Here is a 19,277-nt window from a genome sequence, read left to right on the forward strand (position 1 = left end):
CCGGAAACGGTGCGGCGGGCCCATTCGCACGGGCAGTCCGTCGGAGACCTACCGCAGGCGGGCCATGAGCGCGTGCTCGACCAGGGTGATGAGCGCGCTCTTGGCGTCCGCGCGGTGGCGGGCGTCCGTGGTGATGATCGGGGTGTCCGGACCGATCTGGAGGGCCTCGCGGACCTCCTCCGGGTTGTAAGGCTGGTGGCCGTCGAACCCGTTCAGGGCGATGACGAACGGCAGGCCGCTGTTCTCGAAGTAGTCGACGGCCGGGAAGCAGTCGGCGAGCCGCCGGGTGTCGACCAGAACGACCGCACCGATCGCACCGCGGACCAGGTCGTCCCACATGAACCAGAAGCGGTCCTGACCGGGCGTACCGAAGAGGTACAGGATCAGGTCCTGGTCCAGGGTGATTCGGCCGAAGTCCATCGCGACAGTCGTCGTCGTCTTGTCGCCGGTGTGCGTGAGGTCGTCGATGCCCGCGGACGCAGACGTCATCACGGCCTCGGTACGCAGCGGGTTGATCTCCGAGACGGCGCCGACGAACGTGGTCTTGCCCACGCCGAAGCCACCCGCCACCACGATCTTCGCGCTGGTGGTTGAACGGGCCGCGCCGCCGCTAGAGCTTGCGAAGTCCACTGAGCACCCTTTCGAGCAGTGTCACGTCTGGCTGACCGCCGGCGGCCTCGTCGCCGCCGGGCTGGTGGATGGCGACAAGTCCGGCCTCGGCCAGGTCGGCGACGAGAATCCGGGCAACGCCGAGGGGGATGGAGAGAAGTGCCGAGATCTCGGCCACCGACTTGATCTCGAAGCACAGTCGGCAGATCCGCTGGTGCTCGGGCAACTGCCCCTGCAGCCGGGCCGGATCGGCCGTCGTACTGACCAGCGCCTCGATGGCGAGCTGGTAACGCGGCCGGGTCCGGCCGCCGGTCATCGCATACGGACGCACCAGCGGGTTGTGCCCGCCGGAACCGCCGGAACCGCCCGCACCCCTGCGCGCGGCGCTCGGCGCGCCGACCGGAGCCGACTGCTGGGCCTGAGGCTGCTGGTAGGGCTGCGCTGCGCCCTGTCTGCTCGGGGCGGAGGGAAAGTTGAACCGGTTCTGCGTGGTGTCGCCGTGCGGCTGCGATCCGTCAAAACCGTTGTAAGGGCGTCCGCCCGGGGGTGTACCCACGTCTCCTCCTCCGACTGCCTCGCGGTCCATGTCCCTGTGGAGCCGCGCCACCGCACCTTACGGTGCGGTGGCGTGAAACGCACTGTCTGTCTGTTAGTTGAGAAGACTTCCCTGAAGCTCCGCCCGGAGGTCAGGAGTCAGAACGCTGCCCGCGCGATCGACGAGCAGTGCCATCTCGTAGCCCACGAGACCGATGTCGGCCTCCGGGTGCGCGAGCACGGCCAGCGAAGAGCCGTCCGAGATCGACATGATGAAGAGGAAGCCCCTCTCCATCTCCACGACGGTCTGGTTGACCGCACCGCCCTCGAAGATGCGGGACGCGCCCGCGGTCAGCGAGGTCAGTCCGGAGGCGACGGCCGCCAGCTGGTCGGCGCGGTCCCGGGGGAATCCCTCGGACATCGCCAGCAGGAGTCCGTCGGCGGAGACCACCACGGTGTGGGACACCCCAGGGGTGTTGTCCACGAAGTTGGTGATCAACCAGTTCAGATTCTGCGCCGCCTGGCTCATGCTCACACTAACGCTCCTGGTTGTAGGTACTGCCCGGGCCGAGGCCCGATCCGTTCGTGTCCGTTCCCGCGGTGCGTCCCTGCTGGACACCACGGCGCAGGTTGCTCAACCTGCCCCGCACGTCCTCGGGATTGCGGGAGACCTGGGGGCCGCCCTGCGGGGTCTGCTCCGCCGTGCCCTCGACCAGATTGGCCTTGGGGACGCGCTTCGGAAGACCGGACGAGGTGACCCCGCCCGCCTTCGGGTCGCGGAGCTTCTCGGCCCGCTGCCAGCGCTCGTCGTTCGTCGAGCGCCACTCTTCGGTGCCGTCGGCTTGGTTCTGCTGAACCGGCTGCTCGGCCGGGTGCTGGACCGTCCGCGTGGGCAGACCCTGCTGCGCGGGCTGCGAAGCCTGTCCGGCGGTGCTGCCACGGCGCGGCAGACCGGCGTCGGTCATCGCGTGGCCGGCGTCCGGGGTGGGGTTCGGCGTGAGACCCGGACGGTCGAAGCCTACGCGCTCGGGGGCCGCTTCGGGAGCGCCGTGAGCAGATTCCGCATCCGCACCGTACGCCTGCTGGTAGCCGCCCTGGTACGCGCCCTGATCCTGCCAGTCACCCTGGTGGGCCTGGGGCTCGTAGGCGTTGTCGTACTGCGCCTGACCATTGTCCTGACCCTGGTACGCGGGTTCCGCATAGCCCTGCTCGGCATACCCGCCGGCGGGCTGGCCGTAGCCGTCGTAGCCCTGCTCCTGGTAGGCGTATCCGTCCTGCTGCGGAGCCTGGTTGCCGTAGTCGGGAGCGTACTCCTGGACGTACTCCTGCTCCTGCGCGTACTCCTGCTCGTACGCCTGCTGCTGCCCGTCCACCTCGTCGCGGTAGAGCGGACGCTCGCCGCCGTGGGCCTGCGACTCCAGGGCCGCCCGGCGCTCCTCGCGCATCAGCGAACGGTTCACCGGGTCGAGCTGGCGGTCGTCCGCCGGCTGCTCGTAGCGGGAGTCGTCGAAGCCGAGCTCCGCCGCGGTCCGCATCTGCGGCTGCGCCGGCTCGAAGGCGTGCTGCTGCTGTTGCGGGATGATCTGCGAGACCGTGAAGTCGTTCTCGGGGAGCTGCTCGCCACCACCACCGTGGGTGATCGCGTCCGGCAGCATGACCAGCGAGGTCGTACCGGCCTGCTCGCCCGAGGGGCGGAGCTGGACGCGGACGCCGTGCCGGTCGGCCAGCCGGCCGACCACGAACAGGCCCATGCGCTGCGAGACGGCGGCGTCCACGGTCGGCGGGTTGGCCAGCTTGTGGTTGATGTCCGCGAAGTCCTCGGCGGTCAGGCCGATTCCCTTGTCGTGGATCTCGACCATCACGCGGCCGTCGGGCAGTCGGGTCGCGGTGACGCGGACCTTGGTCTGCGGGGAGGAGAACGTGGTGGCGTTCTCCAGGAGCTCGGCGAGCAGGTGCACGAGGTCGGTCACGGCCTGGCCGTGGATCTCGGCCTCCGGGACACCGGCGAGCTCGATGCGCTCGTACTGCTCCACCTCGGAGGAGGCGGCACGCATGACGTCGACGAGCGGCACCGGCTGGTCCCAGCGGCGGCCCGGCTCCTCGCCGGCGAGGACGAGGAGGTTCTCGCCGTTGCGGCGCATACGGGTGGCCAGGTGGTCCAGCTTGAAGAGGTTCTCCAGCTGGTCCGGGTCGGCCTCGTTGTTCTCCAGGTCGGTGATGAGGGTCAGCTGGCCCTCGATCAGCGACTGGTTGCGGCGCGAGAGGTTGGTGAAGATCGCGTTGACGTTGCCCCGGAGCATGGCCTGCTCGGCGGCGAGCCGGACGGCCTCACGGTGGACCTGGTCGAAGGCGCGGGCGACCTCGCCGATCTCGTCCTGGGAGTCGATCGGGATGGGCTGGACCCGGGTGTCGACCCGGCCCGGCTCGGTACGGGACAGCTGGTCGACGAGCATCGGCAGACGCTGCTCGGCGATGGCGAAGGCGGCGGTGCGCAGCTCGCGCATCGAGCGGCTCATCTGGCGGGCCATCATCCCGGCCAGGATGAAGGCCGCGAGGAGGGCGATGACGACGATGCCACCGTTGACGAAGGCGTCCGTCTTGGCGTCCGAGGAGATGTTCGCCGCCTCGGCCACGGCCTTGTCGACGAGCTCCTTCTCGACCGTGGTGTAGCCGTCGAACTTGCCGGTGGCGACGGCCATCCAGGTCTGGGCGTTGATGCCCTGCTGCTTCAGCGCGGCGATCGCGTCGGCGTCCGCGGCCGCACCGATCTCCTTGACCACGCCGGTGAAGACGGAGCCGTCGGCCCCCTTCGGCAGGTTGAGGCCTGCCTCCTGCATCTTCTGCTCGCCGTCCTTGGCCTTCTCGCCCATGACCTGCTTCAGGCGGTCAACGTCCGCCTGGGTGCCACCGGAGTTGTACTCGCCGAGGGCGATCTGCTCCAGGTAGTTGTACGAGTTGAACGCCACGGACTGCTGGGCGAAGACCGCGTCCTTCTTGCTGGGCCGGACGAGGAGCTGTATGCCGATCGAGCGCTGCAGCGACTCGGCGCCCTTGGCGAGCTGGACGGCGTAGAGCGTACGGCCGTAGGCGGTGACGTTGCCGGTGCCGAGGCCGAGCTCGTTGGAGAACTCCATCAGGAAGTGCTGGACACCGGTGTACCCGAGCTGGGTGTTCACGGGGTCCAGAGCCGCGGTGTAGGAGATCTGGCGCAGCTTCTCGAGCTTGGGCTCCTCGCCCCTGAACAGCTTCAGGCGGCGCTCCAGGCCCTCGCCCTCGGGCATGTCCTTGACGGCCTCGTCGAACTTGACCTTGGCGGCGTCGGTGGCCGCGAAGGCCTGCGCCACCTCGTCGCCCTTGCGGTCCTCTCCGGAGAGGAGGGGAGCGGCGGTGAGGTCACGCTCGTTGAGAAGCGCCTGGCTGTACTCCGAGGCGGCGCGCACGATCAGCGCCGTCTTCTCGGCGTTCTGGGCCTCCTGCCAGGTGTCGATCGACCCCTTCACCTGGAAGCCGCCCATGACGAGGCCGACCAGCACGGGTATGAGGAGGATCGCGTTCAGCCTGGTCGGTACGCGCCAGTTGCGCGGGGACAGCTTGCTCGAGCTGCCCTGGCCGCTGCCGGCCTGGGGCGTCACCGGCGGTTCAGCGGGCGACGCCACCATGCGTGCCGGCGGCGTGAAGTTGCCTCGCGCCTGCTGCTCCGCGGAGCTTTCCTTGCTTCGCCTCACTCGACCAACAACCTCTCGGCGTCGGCACCTACGTTGTGCCGGTGTTTCGTTCAGGGCCGTACTACTCGGGAGTTCATGAATTGCAGCACGTGAAGGGTGTCCCTTCCAAACAGCCCTGAGCACCGGTTTTGGCCACTCGAAGCCCAAGATAAAACGGGCATAAAGAACGAGCCCCGCCAAATGGCGAGGCTCATGTGAGCACAGCGGCACCAATCGGATGCGTCGGGTGTCCGAGGGGCCGCAATTCTCATTCGAAACGTTATGAACACGGGGGCGGGCCGTGTCGAACGACACAGGCCGCCCCCCAAGCGGCGTACGACAACTTCCGTAGATGATCGCCTATTTGAGTCGTGCCATCAGCGCATGCTCGACAAGCGTGATCAAAGCGCTCTTGGCGTCCGCGCGGTGGCGGGCGTCGGTGGTGATGATCGGAGTGCCCGGACCGATCTGCAGCGCCTCGCGGACCTCGTCGGGGGTGTACGGCTGGTGCCCCTCGAAGCCGTTCAGGGCGATGACGAACGGCAGGCCGCTGTTCTCGAAGTAGTCGACGGCCGGGAAGCAGTCGGCGAGACGGCGGGTGTCCACGAGCACGACGGCGCCGATGGCACCGCGGACCAGGTCGTCCCACATGAACCAGAAGCGGTCCTGACCGGGCGTACCGAAGAGGTACAGGATCAGGTCCTGGTCCAGGGTGATTCGGCCGAAGTCCATCGCCACCGTCGTGGTGGTCTTGTCGCCGGTGTGCGTCAGATCGTCGATCCCGGCCGAGGCCGAGGTCATGACGGCCTCGGTACGCAGCGGGTTGATCTCCGAGACGGCGCCGACGAACGTGGTCTTGCCCACGCCGAAGCCACCCGCCACCACGATCTTCGCGCTGGTGGTTGAACGGGCCGCGCCGCCGCTAGAGCTTGCGAAGTCCACTGAGCACCCTTTCGAGCAGTGTCACGTCCGGCGTGCCGCCGGCCTCTCCGTTGCCCGGCTGGTGGATCGCCACCATGCCCGCCTCCGCCAGGTCGGCGACGAGGATCCGGGCGACACCGAGCGGCATGGACAGCAGTGCCGAGACCTCGGCCACCGACTTGACCTCCCGGCACAGGTGGCAGATCCGCTGGTGCTCGGGGAGCAACGTCGAGAGGTGTGCCGGGTCGGCCGTGGTGCTGACCAGCGCCTCTATGGCGAGTTGGTAGCGCGGCCGGGTCCGGCCGCCGGTCATCGCATACGGACGAACCAGCGGCTGGTCGCCTTCATGTCCGTACGACTCGTCTATAGAGGAGCCGTACGGATCGTGAGAGGCGGGGGGCGGGGTCATGAATCCTCCGGGCGTGACGGCACGGGTCGAATGCCGTCTGATGGGGCCGGTGGGGGGCCGGATGGGGCGGCCGGACGGTGTGTGATCCCAGGGCGGCACGGAGGGGCGGGCCACCCTGTCGGTGTCTTAGTGCAGGAGGCTTCCCTGGAGCTCGGCACGGAGATCCGGGGTGAGTACGCTGCCGGCCCGGTCGACCAGCAGCGTCATCTCGTAGCCCACGAGGCCGATGTCGCACTCCGGGTGCGCGAGAACGGCCAGTGAGGAACCGTCGGAGACGGACATCAGGAAGAGGAAGCCGCGCTCCATCTCCACGACCGTCTGCGCGACAGGACCGCCCTCGAAGATCCGGGACGCGCCCGCGGTCAGCGAGGTAAGTCCGGACGCGACCGCCGCCAGCTGGTCGGCGCGGTCGCGGGGGAATCCTTCCGACATGGCCAGCAGCAGGCCGTCGGCGGAGACCACCACTGTGTGGGACACCCCGGGGGTGTTGTCCACGAAGTTGGTGATCAACCAGTTCAGATTCTGCGCCGCCTGGCTCATCGCGCTCAACTAACGCTCCTGCTGGTGGGTCGGGCCGAGGCGGAAGCTACCCGTGGTCGAGTTGCCCGCCTGGCGGCCCTGTTGGATACCGCGGCGCAGATTGGTGAGCCGGCCGCGGACGTCATCGGGTGCACGCGAGACCTGAGGACCGGCCGTGTGGGCCTGCTCCTGCGCGGTTCCGGGTACGAGGTTGGCCTTCGGGACCCGTCGCGGCAGCCCGGAGGTGGTGACGCCGCCGGCCGCGGGCTTGCGGACCCGCTCGGCCTGGCGCACCAGTTCGTCGTTGGGCGAGGTCCGCCACGAGGCGGGGCCGCCCTGCTGCTGACCGCCCTCGCCGCCGCCCTGCGCGGCGGGGCGCCGCGGAGCGGGGGAGGCGGGCTGCTGAGGCACGACCGGGGTCTGCATCGTCTGATCGACCGCACCCCGTCCGTTGTCCTGCTGACCCTGGTCCTGACCGTGGAACCAGTTGGTCTCCAGCGTGTCGTACAGGGGGGTACGGGCGTCGCTCGGGCCGCTCGCCGGAGGCAGGGCCTCGGGCTGGCGGGGCTGCTGCAGCTGAGGCTGCTGCGGCTGCTGGGGCAGGTTCCCGGCCGGGCGGGGCGCACCGTAGTCGCCGCCGCCGCGGGGGCGCTGGGCCGGGGGCTGCTGCTGGTACCCCTGGGGCTGCTGGGGCGCCTGCTGCGGCTGTCCGAAGTCCGGGCGGGGGAACTGCGCGGTGGACGCCGGGTCCTGCGAGGGCTGCGGCTGGTACCCCTGAGGAGCCTGCTGCGGGTTCTGCTGGCGGCCGAAGTCCGGGCGGGGGAACTGGCCCGTGGAACCGGGGCCCTGAGGCGCCGTCGGCCGGGGGTACTGGCCCGTGGTCTCCGGCTCCTCGTGACCGCGCGGCGCGTCCAGCGGCGACATCTCCTGCTGCGGGCGGCGGACCGGCTGAGCCGGGTCGTTGCCCCAGCTGGTGGTCTGCGGACGCTGCTGCTGCGGGTTGCCGCCGGGCAGCTCGGCGCGCGGGTAGCCGCCCTGGCCGGGGCGACCGCCCTGCGGGGCCTGGTTGCCCTGGCCCTGCTGCGGCTGCTGGGGAGCCTTGCCCTGGTTGCCCTGACCCTGGCCCTGGCCGCCCCAGACGTCAGTACGGGACGGAATGGCGCTCTGCGCGCCGCCGAAGCCACCGGCGCCGAGGCCCGGACGCTGCGGCTCCGTGGACACCTGCGGCATCTGCGAGGTCTGCTGGCCCTGGTGCTGCTGCTGCGGGGCCTGGCCCTGCGGACCGTTCGGGCGCTGCGCGCCGTCCCGGCCGGGCAGCGCGGCACGCGGGCCGCTGCCCGCGCCGACCTGACCGCGGGCGGCACTCGCACCGGCACCGAGCCGGCCGGCCGACGCCGACGAGGCGGACGGCGCGCCACCGATGCCCGGACGGCCACCGGCGCCGGGACCACCGGCCGCACCCGGACCGCCGGTCAGGCGGCCACCGGAAGCGGCGGGAGCCTGCGGCATCGCGCCCTGGCCGCCGGGGCCCTGCTTGGGAGCGGGCTTCTTGCCGCCGTGGGCGACGTCGACGGGGAGCATGACGAGCGCGGTGGTGCCGCCGGAGTCCGACGGGCGCAGCTGGATGCGGATGCCGTGTCGCAGGGACAGGCGGCCGACCACGAACAGACCCATGCGGCGGGAGACGGAGACGTCCACGGTGGGCGGCGAGGCGAGCCGCTCGTTGATCGCGGCGAGGTCCTCGGGGGAGAGGCCGATGCCGGTGTCGTGGATCTCGACGAGCACACGGCCGTCGGGCAGCGCGTGACCGGTGACGCGGACCTTGGTCTGCGGCGAGGAGAACGAGGTGGCGTTCTCGAGCAGCTCGGCGAGGAGGTGCACGAGGTCGTTGACGACGCGGCCGGCGACCTCGGTCGCCGGGACGGCGGCCAGTTCGATGCGCTCGTACTGCTCCACCTCGGAGGCGGCGGCACGGAGCACGTCGACCAGCGGGACCGGACGGGTCCAGCGACGGCCGGGCTCCTCACCGGCGAGGACGAGGAGGTTCTCACCGTTACGGCGCATACGCGTCGCGAGGTGGTCGAGCTTGAAGAGCGAGGAGAGCTGGTCCGGGTCGGCCTCGCGGGACTCCAGCTCGGAGATGAGCGAGAGCTGACGCTGGATAAGACCCTGGGAGCGGCGCGAGAGGTTGGTGAACATCGCGTTGACGTTGCCCCGCAGCAGGGCCTGCTCGGCGGCGAGGCGGACCGCCTCGCGGTGCACGTCGTCGAAGGCCGCGGCCACCTGGCCGATCTCGTCCCGGGAGTGCACACCGACGGACTCGACGGAGGTGTCGACGTCCTGCGGGTCGGCCTCGGAGAGCTGCTTGACGAGCTCGGGCAGACGGTCCTGGGCGACCTTGGTCGCGGTGTCCTGGAGCCGGCGCAGCGAGCGGATCATGGACCGCGCCACGACGAAGGCGCCGACGAGCGAGACACCGAGGACGAGGAGGATCAGCGCACCGTTGATGATGGCGTCGCGCTGCGACTCGGCGCGCAGCTCACGGGCCTTGGTGTCCATCTGGCCGAGCAGGTTGGCCTCGATGCGGCTCATCGCCACGATCTTGGTGCCGTACTCGTCGGTGAAGTTCAGGTGACCGCGCAGCGTGCGGCCGGCCAGGCCGCTGTCGGTGCTCAGCACCCGGTCCGCGTACTTGTCGGCGGCCTCGATGGAGGGGTTGCCGGTGGTGAGCGAGGCGGTCAGCTCGGCGGCGTCGCCACCGGCCGACTCGTAGATGGTCTCGAAGGACTTGAGCTCGACCTTCTCACCCTGCTGGGCGGCGTAGCCGTAGAGGCGGTCGCCCTGCTCCAGCTTGCCGGGCCGGCTGTTGTCCGGGGGCAGCGCCGAGGCGATGATCGCCTGCTGGACGGAGGCGTACTCCTTGGCGGACGAGAACGCCGCGAGCGCCCGGGTCCGCTTGATCATCTCGGGGTTGCTGGTCGCCTGCGCCATGTCCTGGGAGAGGCTCAGCAGCGAGCGGATCAGCCGGCTGTACGCCTCGACCGTCACCGAGTGGGAGACGCCCTTCTTGTAGGCGTCGGTTCGGATGCCGCCGAGCTGGACGACCTGGGAAGCGATCTGGCTGACGTTCTGACGGATGCTCTGCAGCGCCTCGTCGCCCTCGGTGGCGGGGATGTCCCCGGTGGCGTCCATGAACGCCTTCTGGGCCCGGTCCGTCGCCTTGCGCTTGGTGGCGACCTGATAGTCGCCGGACGACTTCCCGTTGGCCAGCGGACCGGCGGAGTGGTCACGCTCGGCCTGCAGGGCCTGGGCGAGGTCGGTCGCCTCCTGCGTCAGCTTGGTGAGCAGCTGGAGGTGGTCGAGCTGCTCCATGTCCTGGAGGGACTCGCTGATTCGGATGCCGCCGAGGCTGGTGGCCGCGACCACGGGGAGGGTCAGCAGGGCGACCAGACGCGTCGAGATGCGCCAGTTGCGCAGGGCTATTCGCGGCCCGACCTCGTTCTCGGCCTTGGGCTTCTTCGCGGTGGTGGCGGACTCGGTGGCAGAGGTCGTGGCGCCGGAGCGCCCGGAGGCCTCACCGCCCTCGCCTGCCGGACCCTTGCCCGGGTTCGGGGCGTGCTGGGCCGAGGAACCGCGGTCGGTTCCGGCGCGAGGCTCCTGCTCCGCGGCAGCGTTGCTGCCATCCCTCTTGAATCGTCCCTGCACTAGCGTCGCAACCTCTGGACCAGGCGCCCTTCCGCGTGAACGGAGAGGACGGTGTCGGCGTCTCGGGACGCGGAATGCGCCCCATGGTGGTCGTCGATGACCGGCGCAGTTCCCCCTTCCCCGCCGCTCACCCGGCGCTGCGTTGCGCCCCCTGCGCGCCGGCTTGAAACCCGCGGCGGTGCGTGGAATTCCAGCACAGTGCCGGATCTCCAACAAGGGCCGCGTCTCGGACGTCCGACTGCATGACAACCCGTGAACATCATGTCACCCCACGTAGAAGATGATCATGGAGGAATCGGACTTATTACTCCCAAAGGCTCATGGAGTCCGAGTGTCCCAGTCGCCATGATCAGGAGCGGAATGAAGCATTCAGTAGGGGAATGTCCGTTTCCTTGACCCCCGAGGGTGGACCGTTATGTCCGGATCATCCCGGCCGTGGTGAGCAAACTCACACCTAGATCGTTGTCTCCCCCATGCATTCGAAGGGAATTGCACGTTTAGCCTGACGCTTTACAAGACTCCCCGTTCTGTAGAGGCTCGCGAAAACATGAAGACGACGATGCTGCTCCGCTCCACGGCCAACCCCCGCCGCACCACGCTCGCCCACCTCGAGGACGCCGAGCAGCTCGGCCGGGGCGCGCAGCTGGAGCACGTGGCCGAGCTCCCCACGCAGACGGCCAACCCCCGCCGCACGGTCCTCATGACCGCCCCCGAGGCAGCGCAGCCCGCACAGTAATACGGCAGGAGCCGCCCCTCACCGCGTTAGCCTGGAGCGTCAGACTCCAGCAAGTACCAAGTGAGGGGCGACAGCACTCGTGCGCATCGCCAGATTCTCCATCGACGGCAATGTCGCCTTCGGCGCCGTCGAGGGCGAGGGAACCGTCGAGTCCGGCGGCCTGGTCCTCGACATCATCAAGGGCATCCCGTACACCGACTTCGAGCTCAGCGGCACCAAGGTCCCGCTCGGCAAGGTACGGCTCCTGCCGCCCGTGCTCCCCAACAAGGTCGTGGCCATCGGCCGCAACTACGCGGAGCACGCCGCCGAACTCGGCAACGAGGTCCCGGAGGTCCCCGTCGCCTTCTTCAAGCCGACCACCTCGGTGATCGGCCCCGGCGACGCCATCGAGTACCCCTCCTTCTCCAACGAGCTGCACCACGAGGCCGAACTGGCCGTGGTCATCGGCCGTATGTGCCGCGAGGTCCCGCGCGAGCGCGTCAAGGACGTCATCTTCGGCTTCACCTGCGCCAACGACGTCACCGCCCGCGACGCGCAGGCGCGCGAGAAGCAGTGGGCCCGGGCGAAGGGCTTCGACACCAGCTGCCCGCTGGGCCCCTGGGTCGAGACGGGTCTGGACCTGGCCGCCGCGAGCGACCTCACCATCCAGGCCACGGTCAACGGCGAACAGCGCCAGCTCGGTCGCACCAGCGACATGATCCGCTCCATCGAGGACCTGGTCGTCCACATCACCGAGGCCATGACGCTGCTCCCGGGCGACGTCATCCTCACCGGCACTCCCGCCGGGGTCGGCCCCCTCAACGTCGGCGACGAGGTCGCCGTCACCATCGAAGGCATCGGCACTCTCACCAACAAGGTGATCAAGCGTGGCTAACGCGAACGTCCGCGTACGTTTCTGTCCCTCCCCGACCGGCAACCCCCACGTGGGCCTGGTCCGCACCGCCCTCTTCAACTGGGCCTTCGCCCGGCACAACCAGGGCACCATGGTCTTCCGCATCGAGGACACCGACGCGGCGCGCGACTCCGAGGAGTCGTACAACCAGCTGCTCGACTCGATGCGCTGGCTCGGTCTCGACTGGGACGAGGGCCCCGAGATCGGCGGCCCTCACGAGCCGTACCGCCAGTCGCAGCGGATGGACATCTACAAGGACGTCGCCGAGAAGCTGCTCGCCGGCGGCTACGCCTACCACTGCTTCTGCACCGCCGTGGAGCTGGAGGCCCGTCGTGACGCGGCACGCCTGGCCGGCAAGCCCTCGGGCTACGACGGCACCTGCCGCAACCTGAGCGACGAGCGCATCGAGCGCTACCGCGCCGAGGGCCGCGAGTCGATCGTCCGCTTCAAGATGCCCGACGAGCCGATCACCTTCACCGACCTGGTCCGCGGCGAACTCACCTTCACCCCGGACAACGTCCCGGACTACGGCATCGTGCGCGCCAACGGCGCCCCGCTGTACACCCTGGTCAACCCGGTCGACGACGCGCTGATGGAGATCACGCACGTCCTGCGCGGCGAGGACCTGCTCTCCTCGACCCCGCGCCAGATCGCGCTCTACAAGGCGCTGATCGAGCTGGGCGTCGCCAAGGAGATCCCCGCCTTCGGCCACCTGCCGTACGTGATGGGCGAGGGCAACAAGAAGCTCTCCAAGCGCGACCCGCAGGCGTCCCTGAACCTCTACCGGGAGCGCGGCTTCCTGCGCGAGGGCCTGCTGAACTACCTCTCGCTCCTGGGCTGGTCCTTCTCGGCGGACCAGGACATCTTCACCATCGAGCAGATGGTCGAGAAGTTCGACATCGCCGACGTCAACGCCAACCCGGCGCGCTTCGACCTCAAGAAGGCCGAGTCGATCAACGCCGATCACATCCGGATGCTGGACGTGAAGGCGTTCGCCGCGGCCTGCGAGCCCTGGCTGGCGGCCCCGCACGCCAACTGGGCGCCCGAGGACTTCGACCGCGCCGCCTGGGACGCCATCGCGCCGCACGCCCAGACCCGGGTGACCGTCCTCTCGGACATCACGGCCAACGTGGACTTCCTCTTCCTGCCCGAGCCGGTCTTCGACCAGCCCTCGTGGGACAAGGCCATGAAGGGCGAGCCGGCCGCGCTGCTCACCACCGCGCGCGCCAAGCTGGAGTCGGCCGACTGGAGTGACCCGGAGTCCCTCAAGAACGCGGTCCTGGCCGCCGGCGAGGAGCACGGTCTGAAGCTCGGCAAGGCCCAGGCCCCGGTCCGCGTCGCGGTCACCGGGCGCACGGTCGGCCTGCCGCTCTTCGAGTCCCTGGAGATCCTGGGCAAGGAGAAGACCCTGACCCGCATCGACGCGGCGCTGGCGAAGCTGGCCGCGTAACGGTCTCCGGTACGTGACGAGGCCCGGCCCCCTTCACGGGAGCCGGGCCTCGATGCGTCGGTGGCGCGGAGGGTCAGCCCTCCGCGAGGGTCGCCCGCGCCGCGGGGCTCTCACGTACCGTGGCCCCATGGCCATCCGCGCGGTCCTGTGGGACATCGACGACACGCTCTTCGACTACTCCCGTGCCGACCTGACCGGGATGCGCGACCACCTCACGGCCGAGGGCCTGGTGGACGGATTCGACTCCGTCGACCAGGCCCTCCGTCGTTGGCAGGAGCTGACCGTCGTCCACTGGCGGCGCTTCGAGGCGGGCGGGGTGGACTTCCGGGAACAGCGGCGGGAGCGGGTGCGGGACTTCCTCGCCGCGCCGGGGCTGACCGCCGCCGAGGCCGACGCCTGGTTCGAGCGGTACTTGGCGCACTACGAGGCCGCGTGGGAGCTCTTCCCCGACGCCGTGCCCGTCCTCGACGTGCTGGCGGGTGACTACCGTCACGCGGTCCTGTCGAACTCCAGCATCCACAACCAGGACCGCAAGCTGCGCGTCCTCGGCCTGCGCGAGCGCTTCGAGGCCGTCGTCTGCGCCGCGGAGCTGGGGGTCGCGAAGCCGGCCGCCGAGGCCTTCCACGCCGCCTGCGCCGCACTGGGGCTGGCCCCCGGTGAGGTGGCGTACGTCGGCGACCAGCCGGACATCGACGCGCGCGGGGCCGCCGAGGCGGGGCTCAGGGGGATCTGGCTGGACCGCACCGCCATTGGCGGGCGACCCGAGCTGACCCGCATCACCGACCTCCACCAGCTCCCCGGTCTGCTGCGCGGGGATACCCGTTTTGGAGCGCCGGACACCTTCAGGTAATGTTCTTCCTGCGCCGAGGGGAGCAAGCCGAAAGGCCGAAACCCACCGGAGCACAACCCGAACAAGATCCCCTTTGCGGGGGGTCGCGTTTTGGTGGCCTATGGTGTAATTGGCAGCACGACGGTTTCTGGTTCCGTTAGTCTAGGTTCGAGTCCTGGTAGGCCAGCTCGCAGAGCTCATCTGCATCGTACGCGGATCTCATCCGCAAAGCCCCCGTTGTGTAGCGGCCTAGCACGCTGCCCTCTCAAGGCAGTAGCGCCGGTTCGAATCCGGTCGGGGGTACAGATCCATCCTGCGGATCACCAGGGTCGCTCCCGGTGATCATGCGGTGACATCACCCGGCACCTCGTGTGCCGGGTGGGATCGCTAGGGCCCCCGTTGTGTAGCGGCCTAGCACGCCGCCCTCTCAAGGCGGTAGCGCCGGTTCGAATCCGGTCGGGGGTACTGGTTTAAACCACCATGGCCTATGGTGTAATTGGCAACACTACGGTTTCTGGTACCGTCATTCTAGGTTCGAGTCCTGGTAGGCCAGCTCGCAGAGCTCATCTGCATCGTACGCGGATCTCATCCGCAAGGCCCCCGTTGTGTAGCGGCCTAGCACGCCGCCCTCTCAAGGCGGTAGCGCCGGTTCGAATCCGGTCGGGGGTACGCATCGAGGAAGCCCTTCCCTTCGGGGGAGGGCTTCCTCGCGTTACGGACGACACCGCACACAACTCCGGCCCACCGCTGCGGCGTTGAAGCGGTGGGCCGGTGTTCGGGCAGGAGGGACGTGAAGCGCGTCAGCCGTTGCGGCGGAGCGCCTCGGAGAGGCGGGCGGCGGCATCGATGACCGCCTGGGCGTGCATGCGGCCCGGGTGGCGCGTCAGGCGCTCGATCGGCCCGGAGACCGACACGGCGGCCACCACGCGGTTCGAGGGGCCGCGTACGGGCGCGGAGACGGACGCGACGCCCGGCTCCCGCTCGCCGATCGACTGCGCCCAGCCACGGCGCCGTACGCCGGAGAGGGCCGTCGCCGTGAAGCGGGCGCCCTGAAGTCCGCGGTGGAGCCGCTCGGGCTCCTCCCAGGCCATGAGGATCTGCGCCGAGGAGCCGGCCTTCATCGTCAGCGTCGAGCCGACCGGGACCGTGTCCCGAAGGCCGGACAGTCGCTCGGCCGCCGCGACGCAGATGCGCATGTCGCCCTGGCGGCGGTAGAGCTGGGCGCTCTCGCCGGTGACATCGCGCAGATGCGTCAGTACGGGGCCCGCGGTGGCGAGCAGGCGGTCCTCACCGGCCGCGGCGGCGAGCTCCGCCAGGCGCGGTCCGAGGATGAACCGGCCCTGCATGTCGCGAGCCACCATCCGGTGGTGTTCCAGTGCCACGGCGAGGCGATGTGCCGTGGGTCGTGCGAGTCCCGTCGCCGCGACCAGACCTGCGAGGGTGGCCGGACCGGACTCCAGGGCGCTCAGGACAAGGGCTGCCTTGTCGAGAACGCCCACGCCGCTAGAGTTGTCCATGCAACGATATTCACGTCTCACTCTGTGAAACGCAAGTTCAATTTTCCCGGGATCTTGCGACCCTGGTGAGGCGGCCGCACAACGGCCTGCGAAACGGGTCTCTAGTTGCGCCGACGTAGCCGTCGGCCGGAGGGAAAGCGATGGGTAGGACACTCGCGGAGAAGGTCTGGGACGACCACGTCGTCCGGCGCGCCGAGGGCGAGCCCGACCTCCTCTTCATCGATCTGCACCTGCTGCACGAGGTGACCAGCCCCCAGGCGTTCGACGGCCTGCGCCAGAACGGCCGGCAGGTGCGGCGCCTCGACCTCACCATCGCCACCGAGGACCACAACACCCCGACCCTCGACATCGACAAGCCCATCGCCGACCCGGTCTCGCGCGCCCAGTTGGAGACCCTGCGCAAGAACTGCGCGGAGTTCGGCGTACGGCTGCACCCGCTGGGCGACGTCGAGCAGGGCGTCGTCCACGTCGTGGGCCCGCAGCTGGGCCTGACCCAGCCCGGCACCACCGTCGTCTGCGGCGACTCGCACACCTCCACGCACGGCGCCTTCGGCGCGCTGGCGTTCGGCATCGGCACCAGCCAGGTCGAGCACGTCCTGGCCACCCAGACCCTGCCGCTGGCCCGCCCCAAGACCATGGCGATCACCGTCGACGGGGAGCTGCCCGAGGACGTCACCGCCAAGGACCTGATCCTGGCGATCATCGCCAAGATCGGCACCGGCGGCGGTCAGGGCTACATCCTGGAGTACCGCGGCTCCGCCATCGAGAAGCTCTCGATGGAGGCCCGGATGACCATCTGCAACATGTCGATCGAGGCCGGCGCCCGCGCGGGCATGATCGCCCCCGACGAGACCACCTTCGCGTATCTGAAGGGCCGCGCCCACGCCCCCGAGGGCGAGGACTGGGACGCCGCCGTCGCGTACTGGGAGACCCTGAAGTCCGACGAGGACGCGGTCTTCGACGCCGAGGTCGTCATCGACGCCGCCTCCCTGGCGCCGTTCGTCACCTGGGGCACCAACCCCGGCCAGGGCGCACCGCTTTCGGCGAACGTCCCCGACCCGGCTTCGTACGAAGACGCTTCGGAGCGCCTGGCCGCCGAAAAGGCCCTGGAGTACATGGGGTTGACCGCCGGACAGCCGCTGCGGGACATCAAGGTCGACACCGTCTTCGTAGGCTCCTGCACCAACGGCCGCATCGAGGACCTGCGCAACGCCGCCGCCCTGCTGGAGGGCCGCAAGGTCGCCGAGGGCGTCCGGATGCTGGTCGTCCCCGGCTCGGTCCGGGTGGCCCTGCAGGCCGTCGAGGAGGGCCTGGACAAGGTCTTCAAGGAGTCCGGCGCCGAATGGCGGCACGCGGGCTGCTCGATGTGTCTGGGCATGAACCCCGACCAACTGGCGCCCGGTGAGCGCTCCGCGTCCACCTCCAACCGCAACTTCGAGGGTCGGCAGGGCAAGGGCGGCCGGACCCACCTGGTCTCGCCCCAGGTCGCCGCCGCCACCGCCGTACTGGGCCACCTGGCCTCCCCGGCCGATCTGTCCGACGTCGCTACGCCCGCGGGGGTCTGAGGAACCATGGAAGCTTTCACCACGCACACCGGCCGGGCCGTCCCGCTGCGCCGCAGCAACGTCGACACCGACCAGATCATCCCCGCGCACTGGCTGAAGAAGGTCACCCGCGACGGCTTCGAGGACGGGCTGTTCGAGGCCTGGCGCAAGGACTCCGAGTTCGTGCTCAACCGCCCCGAGCGGCAGGGCGCCACGGTCCTGGTGGCCGGCCCCGACTTCGGCACCGGCTCCTCCCGTGAGCATGCCGTCTGGGCGCTGCAGAACTACGGCTTCAAGACCGTCATCTCCTCCCGGTTCGCCGACATCTTCCGCGGCAACTCGCTGAAGAACGGCCTGCTGACCGTCGTCCTGGACCAGAAGACCGTGGACGCGCTCTGGGAGCTGACCGAGGCCGATCCGACGGCCGAAATCACCGTTGACTTGGAGCGCCGCAAGGTGCTGGCGGCCGGGATCGACGCCGACTTCGAGCTCGACGAGAACGCCCGCTGGCGTCTGCTGAACGGTCTGGACGACATCAGCCTCACCCTTCAGAACGAAGCCGACATCGCGACCTACGAGGCGGCCCGGCCGGCCTTCAAGCCGCGTACAATTACGGTCTGAGCAGCGCTTTTCCACGACTGCGCCCCCCACCCTCCGGTGGGGGGCGCAGTCGCTTGTTGAGACCCCGTCGGGCGACAACTCGCCCTAGATGGCACAATCGGTGCATGGAACGCGACAGCCAACTCGAGCTCTACGAGGCAGTCGCCGCCCGATTGAAGGAAGCGCACACAAGAGTGCGTGAACTGCAAGTCCCGGAGGGCGTAAGGATGGCGCTGTCCCGGAAGCTGCTGGTCGTCACGGCAGCGGCGAAGCACGATCTCGCGGACGCGGCAACGCGTCTCGACCGGTTGATGAAGGACCTCGATGAGGGCCGATTCCCTGAAGACGACTGACACCAGGAACTCCGCAACGGGACTTCTGCGTTGCGGCACTAGGGTGATTAGCCCGTTTCGTGTTTGATTTGCGGTATATACATGCCTAACGTGCGAAAAAGCTTGAACACTTTCGTTCTGGCAATGTCTCCGAAGGGGAAGACGTGAACAAGGCGCAGCTCGTAGAAGCGATTGCCGACAAGCTCGGCGGCCGTCAGCAGGCCGCGGACGCTGTCGACGCGGTGCTGGACGCGATCGTGCGTGCCGTGGTCGGCGGGGACCGGGTTTCGGTCACCGGCTTCGGCTCGTTCGAGAAGGTCGACCGCCCGGCCCGGTACGCCCGCAACCCGCAGACGGGTGAGCGCGTGCGGGTCAAGAAGACCTCGGTGCCGCGCTTCCGTGCGGGTCAGGGCTTCAAGGACCTGGTCAGCGGCTCGAAGAAGCTCCCCAAGGGCGGCGAGGTCTCCGTCAAGAAGGCGCCCAAGGGCAGCCTGACCGGCGGTGCTTCCGCGACCGTGAAGAAGGCCGCGGCCAAGAAGGCCACCACCGCCAAGAAGGCGGCCGCCAAGAAGGCCACCGTCAAGAAGACCGTGGCGAAGAAGACCACCGCGGTCAAGAAGACCACCGCCGCGAAGAAGACCACCGCGGTCAAGAAGACCACGGCGGCGGCCAAGAAGGCGGCCCCGGCGAAGAAGACGACGGCCACGGCCAAGAAGACCGTCGCCAAGAAGACCGCGCCGGCGAAGAAGGCCACGGCGAAGAAGGCGCCCGCCAAGAAGACGACGGCGCGCAAGACCACCGCCAAGAAGGCCGCCGCGAAGAAGTAGGAGTAAGCGGCGCAGGGGCCATTGGCCACTCACACGCCGGGCCGGGCTCCCCGCGGGGAGCCCCGCCCGCGGGGCGTTGAAGCCCCCGTCGGCCCAATCGGGCCGATAGACTAGGTGCCCCCCGCCCAGTCCCCACCGTAGCCCCCGTG

General features: G+C 69.4%; 17 protein-coding genes and 5 tRNA genes. 13 read left to right on the top strand and 9 right to left on the bottom strand.

The window, feature by feature from the left end; genetic code table 11:
* Positions 1-48 precede the first annotated feature (48 nt).
* From ACFVZW_RS22200 to ACFVZW_RS22235, 8 genes are all read right to left on the bottom strand, one after another.
* A complete protein-coding gene (locus ACFVZW_RS22200; protein ID WP_050791473.1) occupies positions 49-630 on the bottom strand; it encodes an ATP/GTP-binding protein in 582 nt (193 codons plus the stop codon).
* A complete protein-coding gene (locus ACFVZW_RS22205) occupies positions 611-1,165 on the bottom strand; it encodes a DUF742 domain-containing protein (RefSeq protein ID WP_384523803.1) in 555 nt (184 codons plus the stop codon). The genes ACFVZW_RS22200 and ACFVZW_RS22205 overlap by 20 nt, the downstream gene beginning before the upstream one ends.
* Before the next feature lie 93 nt (positions 1,166-1,258).
* Positions 1,259-1,672, bottom strand: coding sequence for a roadblock/LC7 domain-containing protein (locus ACFVZW_RS22210; RefSeq protein ID WP_005311461.1), 414 nt, complete (start codon positions 1,670-1,672; stop codon positions 1,259-1,261).
* 7 nt (positions 1,673-1,679) lie between these two features.
* Positions 1,680-4,868, bottom strand: a complete 3,189-nt coding sequence (locus tag ACFVZW_RS22215) for a nitrate- and nitrite sensing domain-containing protein (protein WP_384523805.1) — start codon at positions 4,866-4,868, stop codon at positions 1,680-1,682.
* Positions 4,869-5,207: 339 nt separating this feature from the next.
* Positions 5,208-5,789 (bottom strand): ATP/GTP-binding protein, encoded by a 582-nt coding sequence (locus ACFVZW_RS22220; protein WP_383562518.1) that lies wholly within the window; start codon positions 5,787-5,789, stop codon positions 5,208-5,210.
* Positions 5,770-6,177, bottom strand: coding sequence for a DUF742 domain-containing protein (locus ACFVZW_RS22225; RefSeq protein WP_376445713.1), 408 nt, complete (start codon positions 6,175-6,177; stop codon positions 5,770-5,772). The genes ACFVZW_RS22220 and ACFVZW_RS22225 overlap by 20 nt, the downstream gene beginning before the upstream one ends.
* Before the next feature lie 126 nt (positions 6,178-6,303).
* The gene (locus ACFVZW_RS22230; RefSeq protein ID WP_030325548.1) at positions 6,304-6,717 is read right to left on the bottom strand and encodes a roadblock/LC7 domain-containing protein; all 414 of its coding nucleotides are present in this window, start codon (positions 6,715-6,717) and stop codon (positions 6,304-6,306) included.
* A gap of 9 nt (positions 6,718-6,726) precedes the next feature.
* On the bottom strand, positions 6,727-10,401 hold the full coding sequence (locus tag ACFVZW_RS22235) for a nitrate- and nitrite sensing domain-containing protein (RefSeq protein WP_384523808.1): 3,675 nt from the start codon (positions 10,399-10,401) through the stop codon (positions 6,727-6,729).
* Between the two features lie 547 nt (positions 10,402-10,948).
* Here ACFVZW_RS22235 and ACFVZW_RS22240 point away from each other — a divergent pair.
* The 9 genes from ACFVZW_RS22240 to ACFVZW_RS22280 all read left to right on the top strand — a co-directional run bounded on the left by ACFVZW_RS22240 (position 10,949) and on the right by ACFVZW_RS22280 (position 14,977).
* On the top strand, positions 10,949-11,137 hold the full coding sequence (locus ACFVZW_RS22240; RefSeq protein WP_383562522.1) for a hypothetical protein: 189 nt from the start codon (positions 10,949-10,951) through the stop codon (positions 11,135-11,137).
* A gap of 79 nt (positions 11,138-11,216) precedes the next feature.
* Positions 11,217-12,011 (top strand): fumarylacetoacetate hydrolase family protein, encoded by a 795-nt coding sequence (locus ACFVZW_RS22245; protein ID WP_376445719.1) that lies wholly within the window; start codon positions 11,217-11,219, stop codon positions 12,009-12,011.
* Positions 12,004-13,479, top strand: a complete 1,476-nt coding sequence (gltX, locus tag ACFVZW_RS22250; protein WP_384523811.1) for a glutamate--tRNA ligase — start codon at positions 12,004-12,006, stop codon at positions 13,477-13,479. The genes ACFVZW_RS22245 and gltX overlap by 8 nt, the downstream gene beginning before the upstream one ends.
* A gap of 127 nt (positions 13,480-13,606) precedes the next feature.
* Positions 13,607-14,329 (top strand): HAD family hydrolase, encoded by a 723-nt coding sequence (locus ACFVZW_RS22255; RefSeq protein WP_384523813.1) that lies wholly within the window; start codon positions 13,607-13,609, stop codon positions 14,327-14,329.
* A gap of 94 nt (positions 14,330-14,423) precedes the next feature.
* A tRNA-Gln gene (locus ACFVZW_RS22260) sits at positions 14,424-14,495 on the top strand.
* A gap of 43 nt (positions 14,496-14,538) precedes the next feature.
* Positions 14,539-14,611, top strand: a tRNA-Glu gene (locus tag ACFVZW_RS22265).
* Between the two features lie 89 nt (positions 14,612-14,700).
* Positions 14,701-14,773 (top strand) — tRNA-Glu (locus tag ACFVZW_RS22270).
* A gap of 16 nt (positions 14,774-14,789) precedes the next feature.
* Positions 14,790-14,861 (top strand) — tRNA-Gln (locus ACFVZW_RS22275).
* A 43-nt stretch (positions 14,862-14,904) separates the two neighbouring features.
* Positions 14,905-14,977, top strand: a tRNA-Glu gene (locus ACFVZW_RS22280).
* A 131-nt stretch (positions 14,978-15,108) separates the two neighbouring features.
* Here the strand turns inward: ACFVZW_RS22280 and ndgR are convergent.
* A complete protein-coding gene (gene ndgR / locus ACFVZW_RS22285; RefSeq protein ID WP_005311436.1) occupies positions 15,109-15,825 on the bottom strand; it encodes an IclR family transcriptional regulator NdgR in 717 nt (238 codons plus the stop codon).
* Positions 15,826-15,965: 140 nt separating this feature from the next.
* Between ndgR and leuC the strand changes: the two genes are divergently transcribed.
* From leuC to ACFVZW_RS22305, 4 genes are all read left to right on the top strand, one after another.
* Positions 15,966-17,390: a 3-isopropylmalate dehydratase large subunit gene (gene leuC / locus ACFVZW_RS22290; protein WP_383559732.1), complete on the top strand. Its 1,425-nt coding sequence runs from the start codon at positions 15,966-15,968 to the stop codon at positions 17,388-17,390.
* A 6-nt stretch (positions 17,391-17,396) separates the two neighbouring features.
* On the top strand, positions 17,397-17,990 hold the full coding sequence (gene leuD, locus ACFVZW_RS22295) for a 3-isopropylmalate dehydratase small subunit (protein WP_376446411.1): 594 nt from the start codon (positions 17,397-17,399) through the stop codon (positions 17,988-17,990).
* A 104-nt stretch (positions 17,991-18,094) separates the two neighbouring features.
* Positions 18,095-18,322 (top strand): hypothetical protein, encoded by a 228-nt coding sequence (locus ACFVZW_RS22300; protein WP_260227783.1) that lies wholly within the window; start codon positions 18,095-18,097, stop codon positions 18,320-18,322.
* Positions 18,323-18,465: 143 nt separating this feature from the next.
* Positions 18,466-19,128, top strand: a complete 663-nt coding sequence (locus ACFVZW_RS22305) for an HU family DNA-binding protein (RefSeq protein ID WP_384523816.1) — start codon at positions 18,466-18,468, stop codon at positions 19,126-19,128.
* Positions 19,129-19,277: the final 149 nt, after the last annotated feature.

The sequence above is a fragment of the Streptomyces sp. NPDC059567 genome (genome assembly GCF_042735655.1).
Lineage (GTDB): Bacteria > Actinomycetota > Actinomycetes > Streptomycetales > Streptomycetaceae > Streptomyces.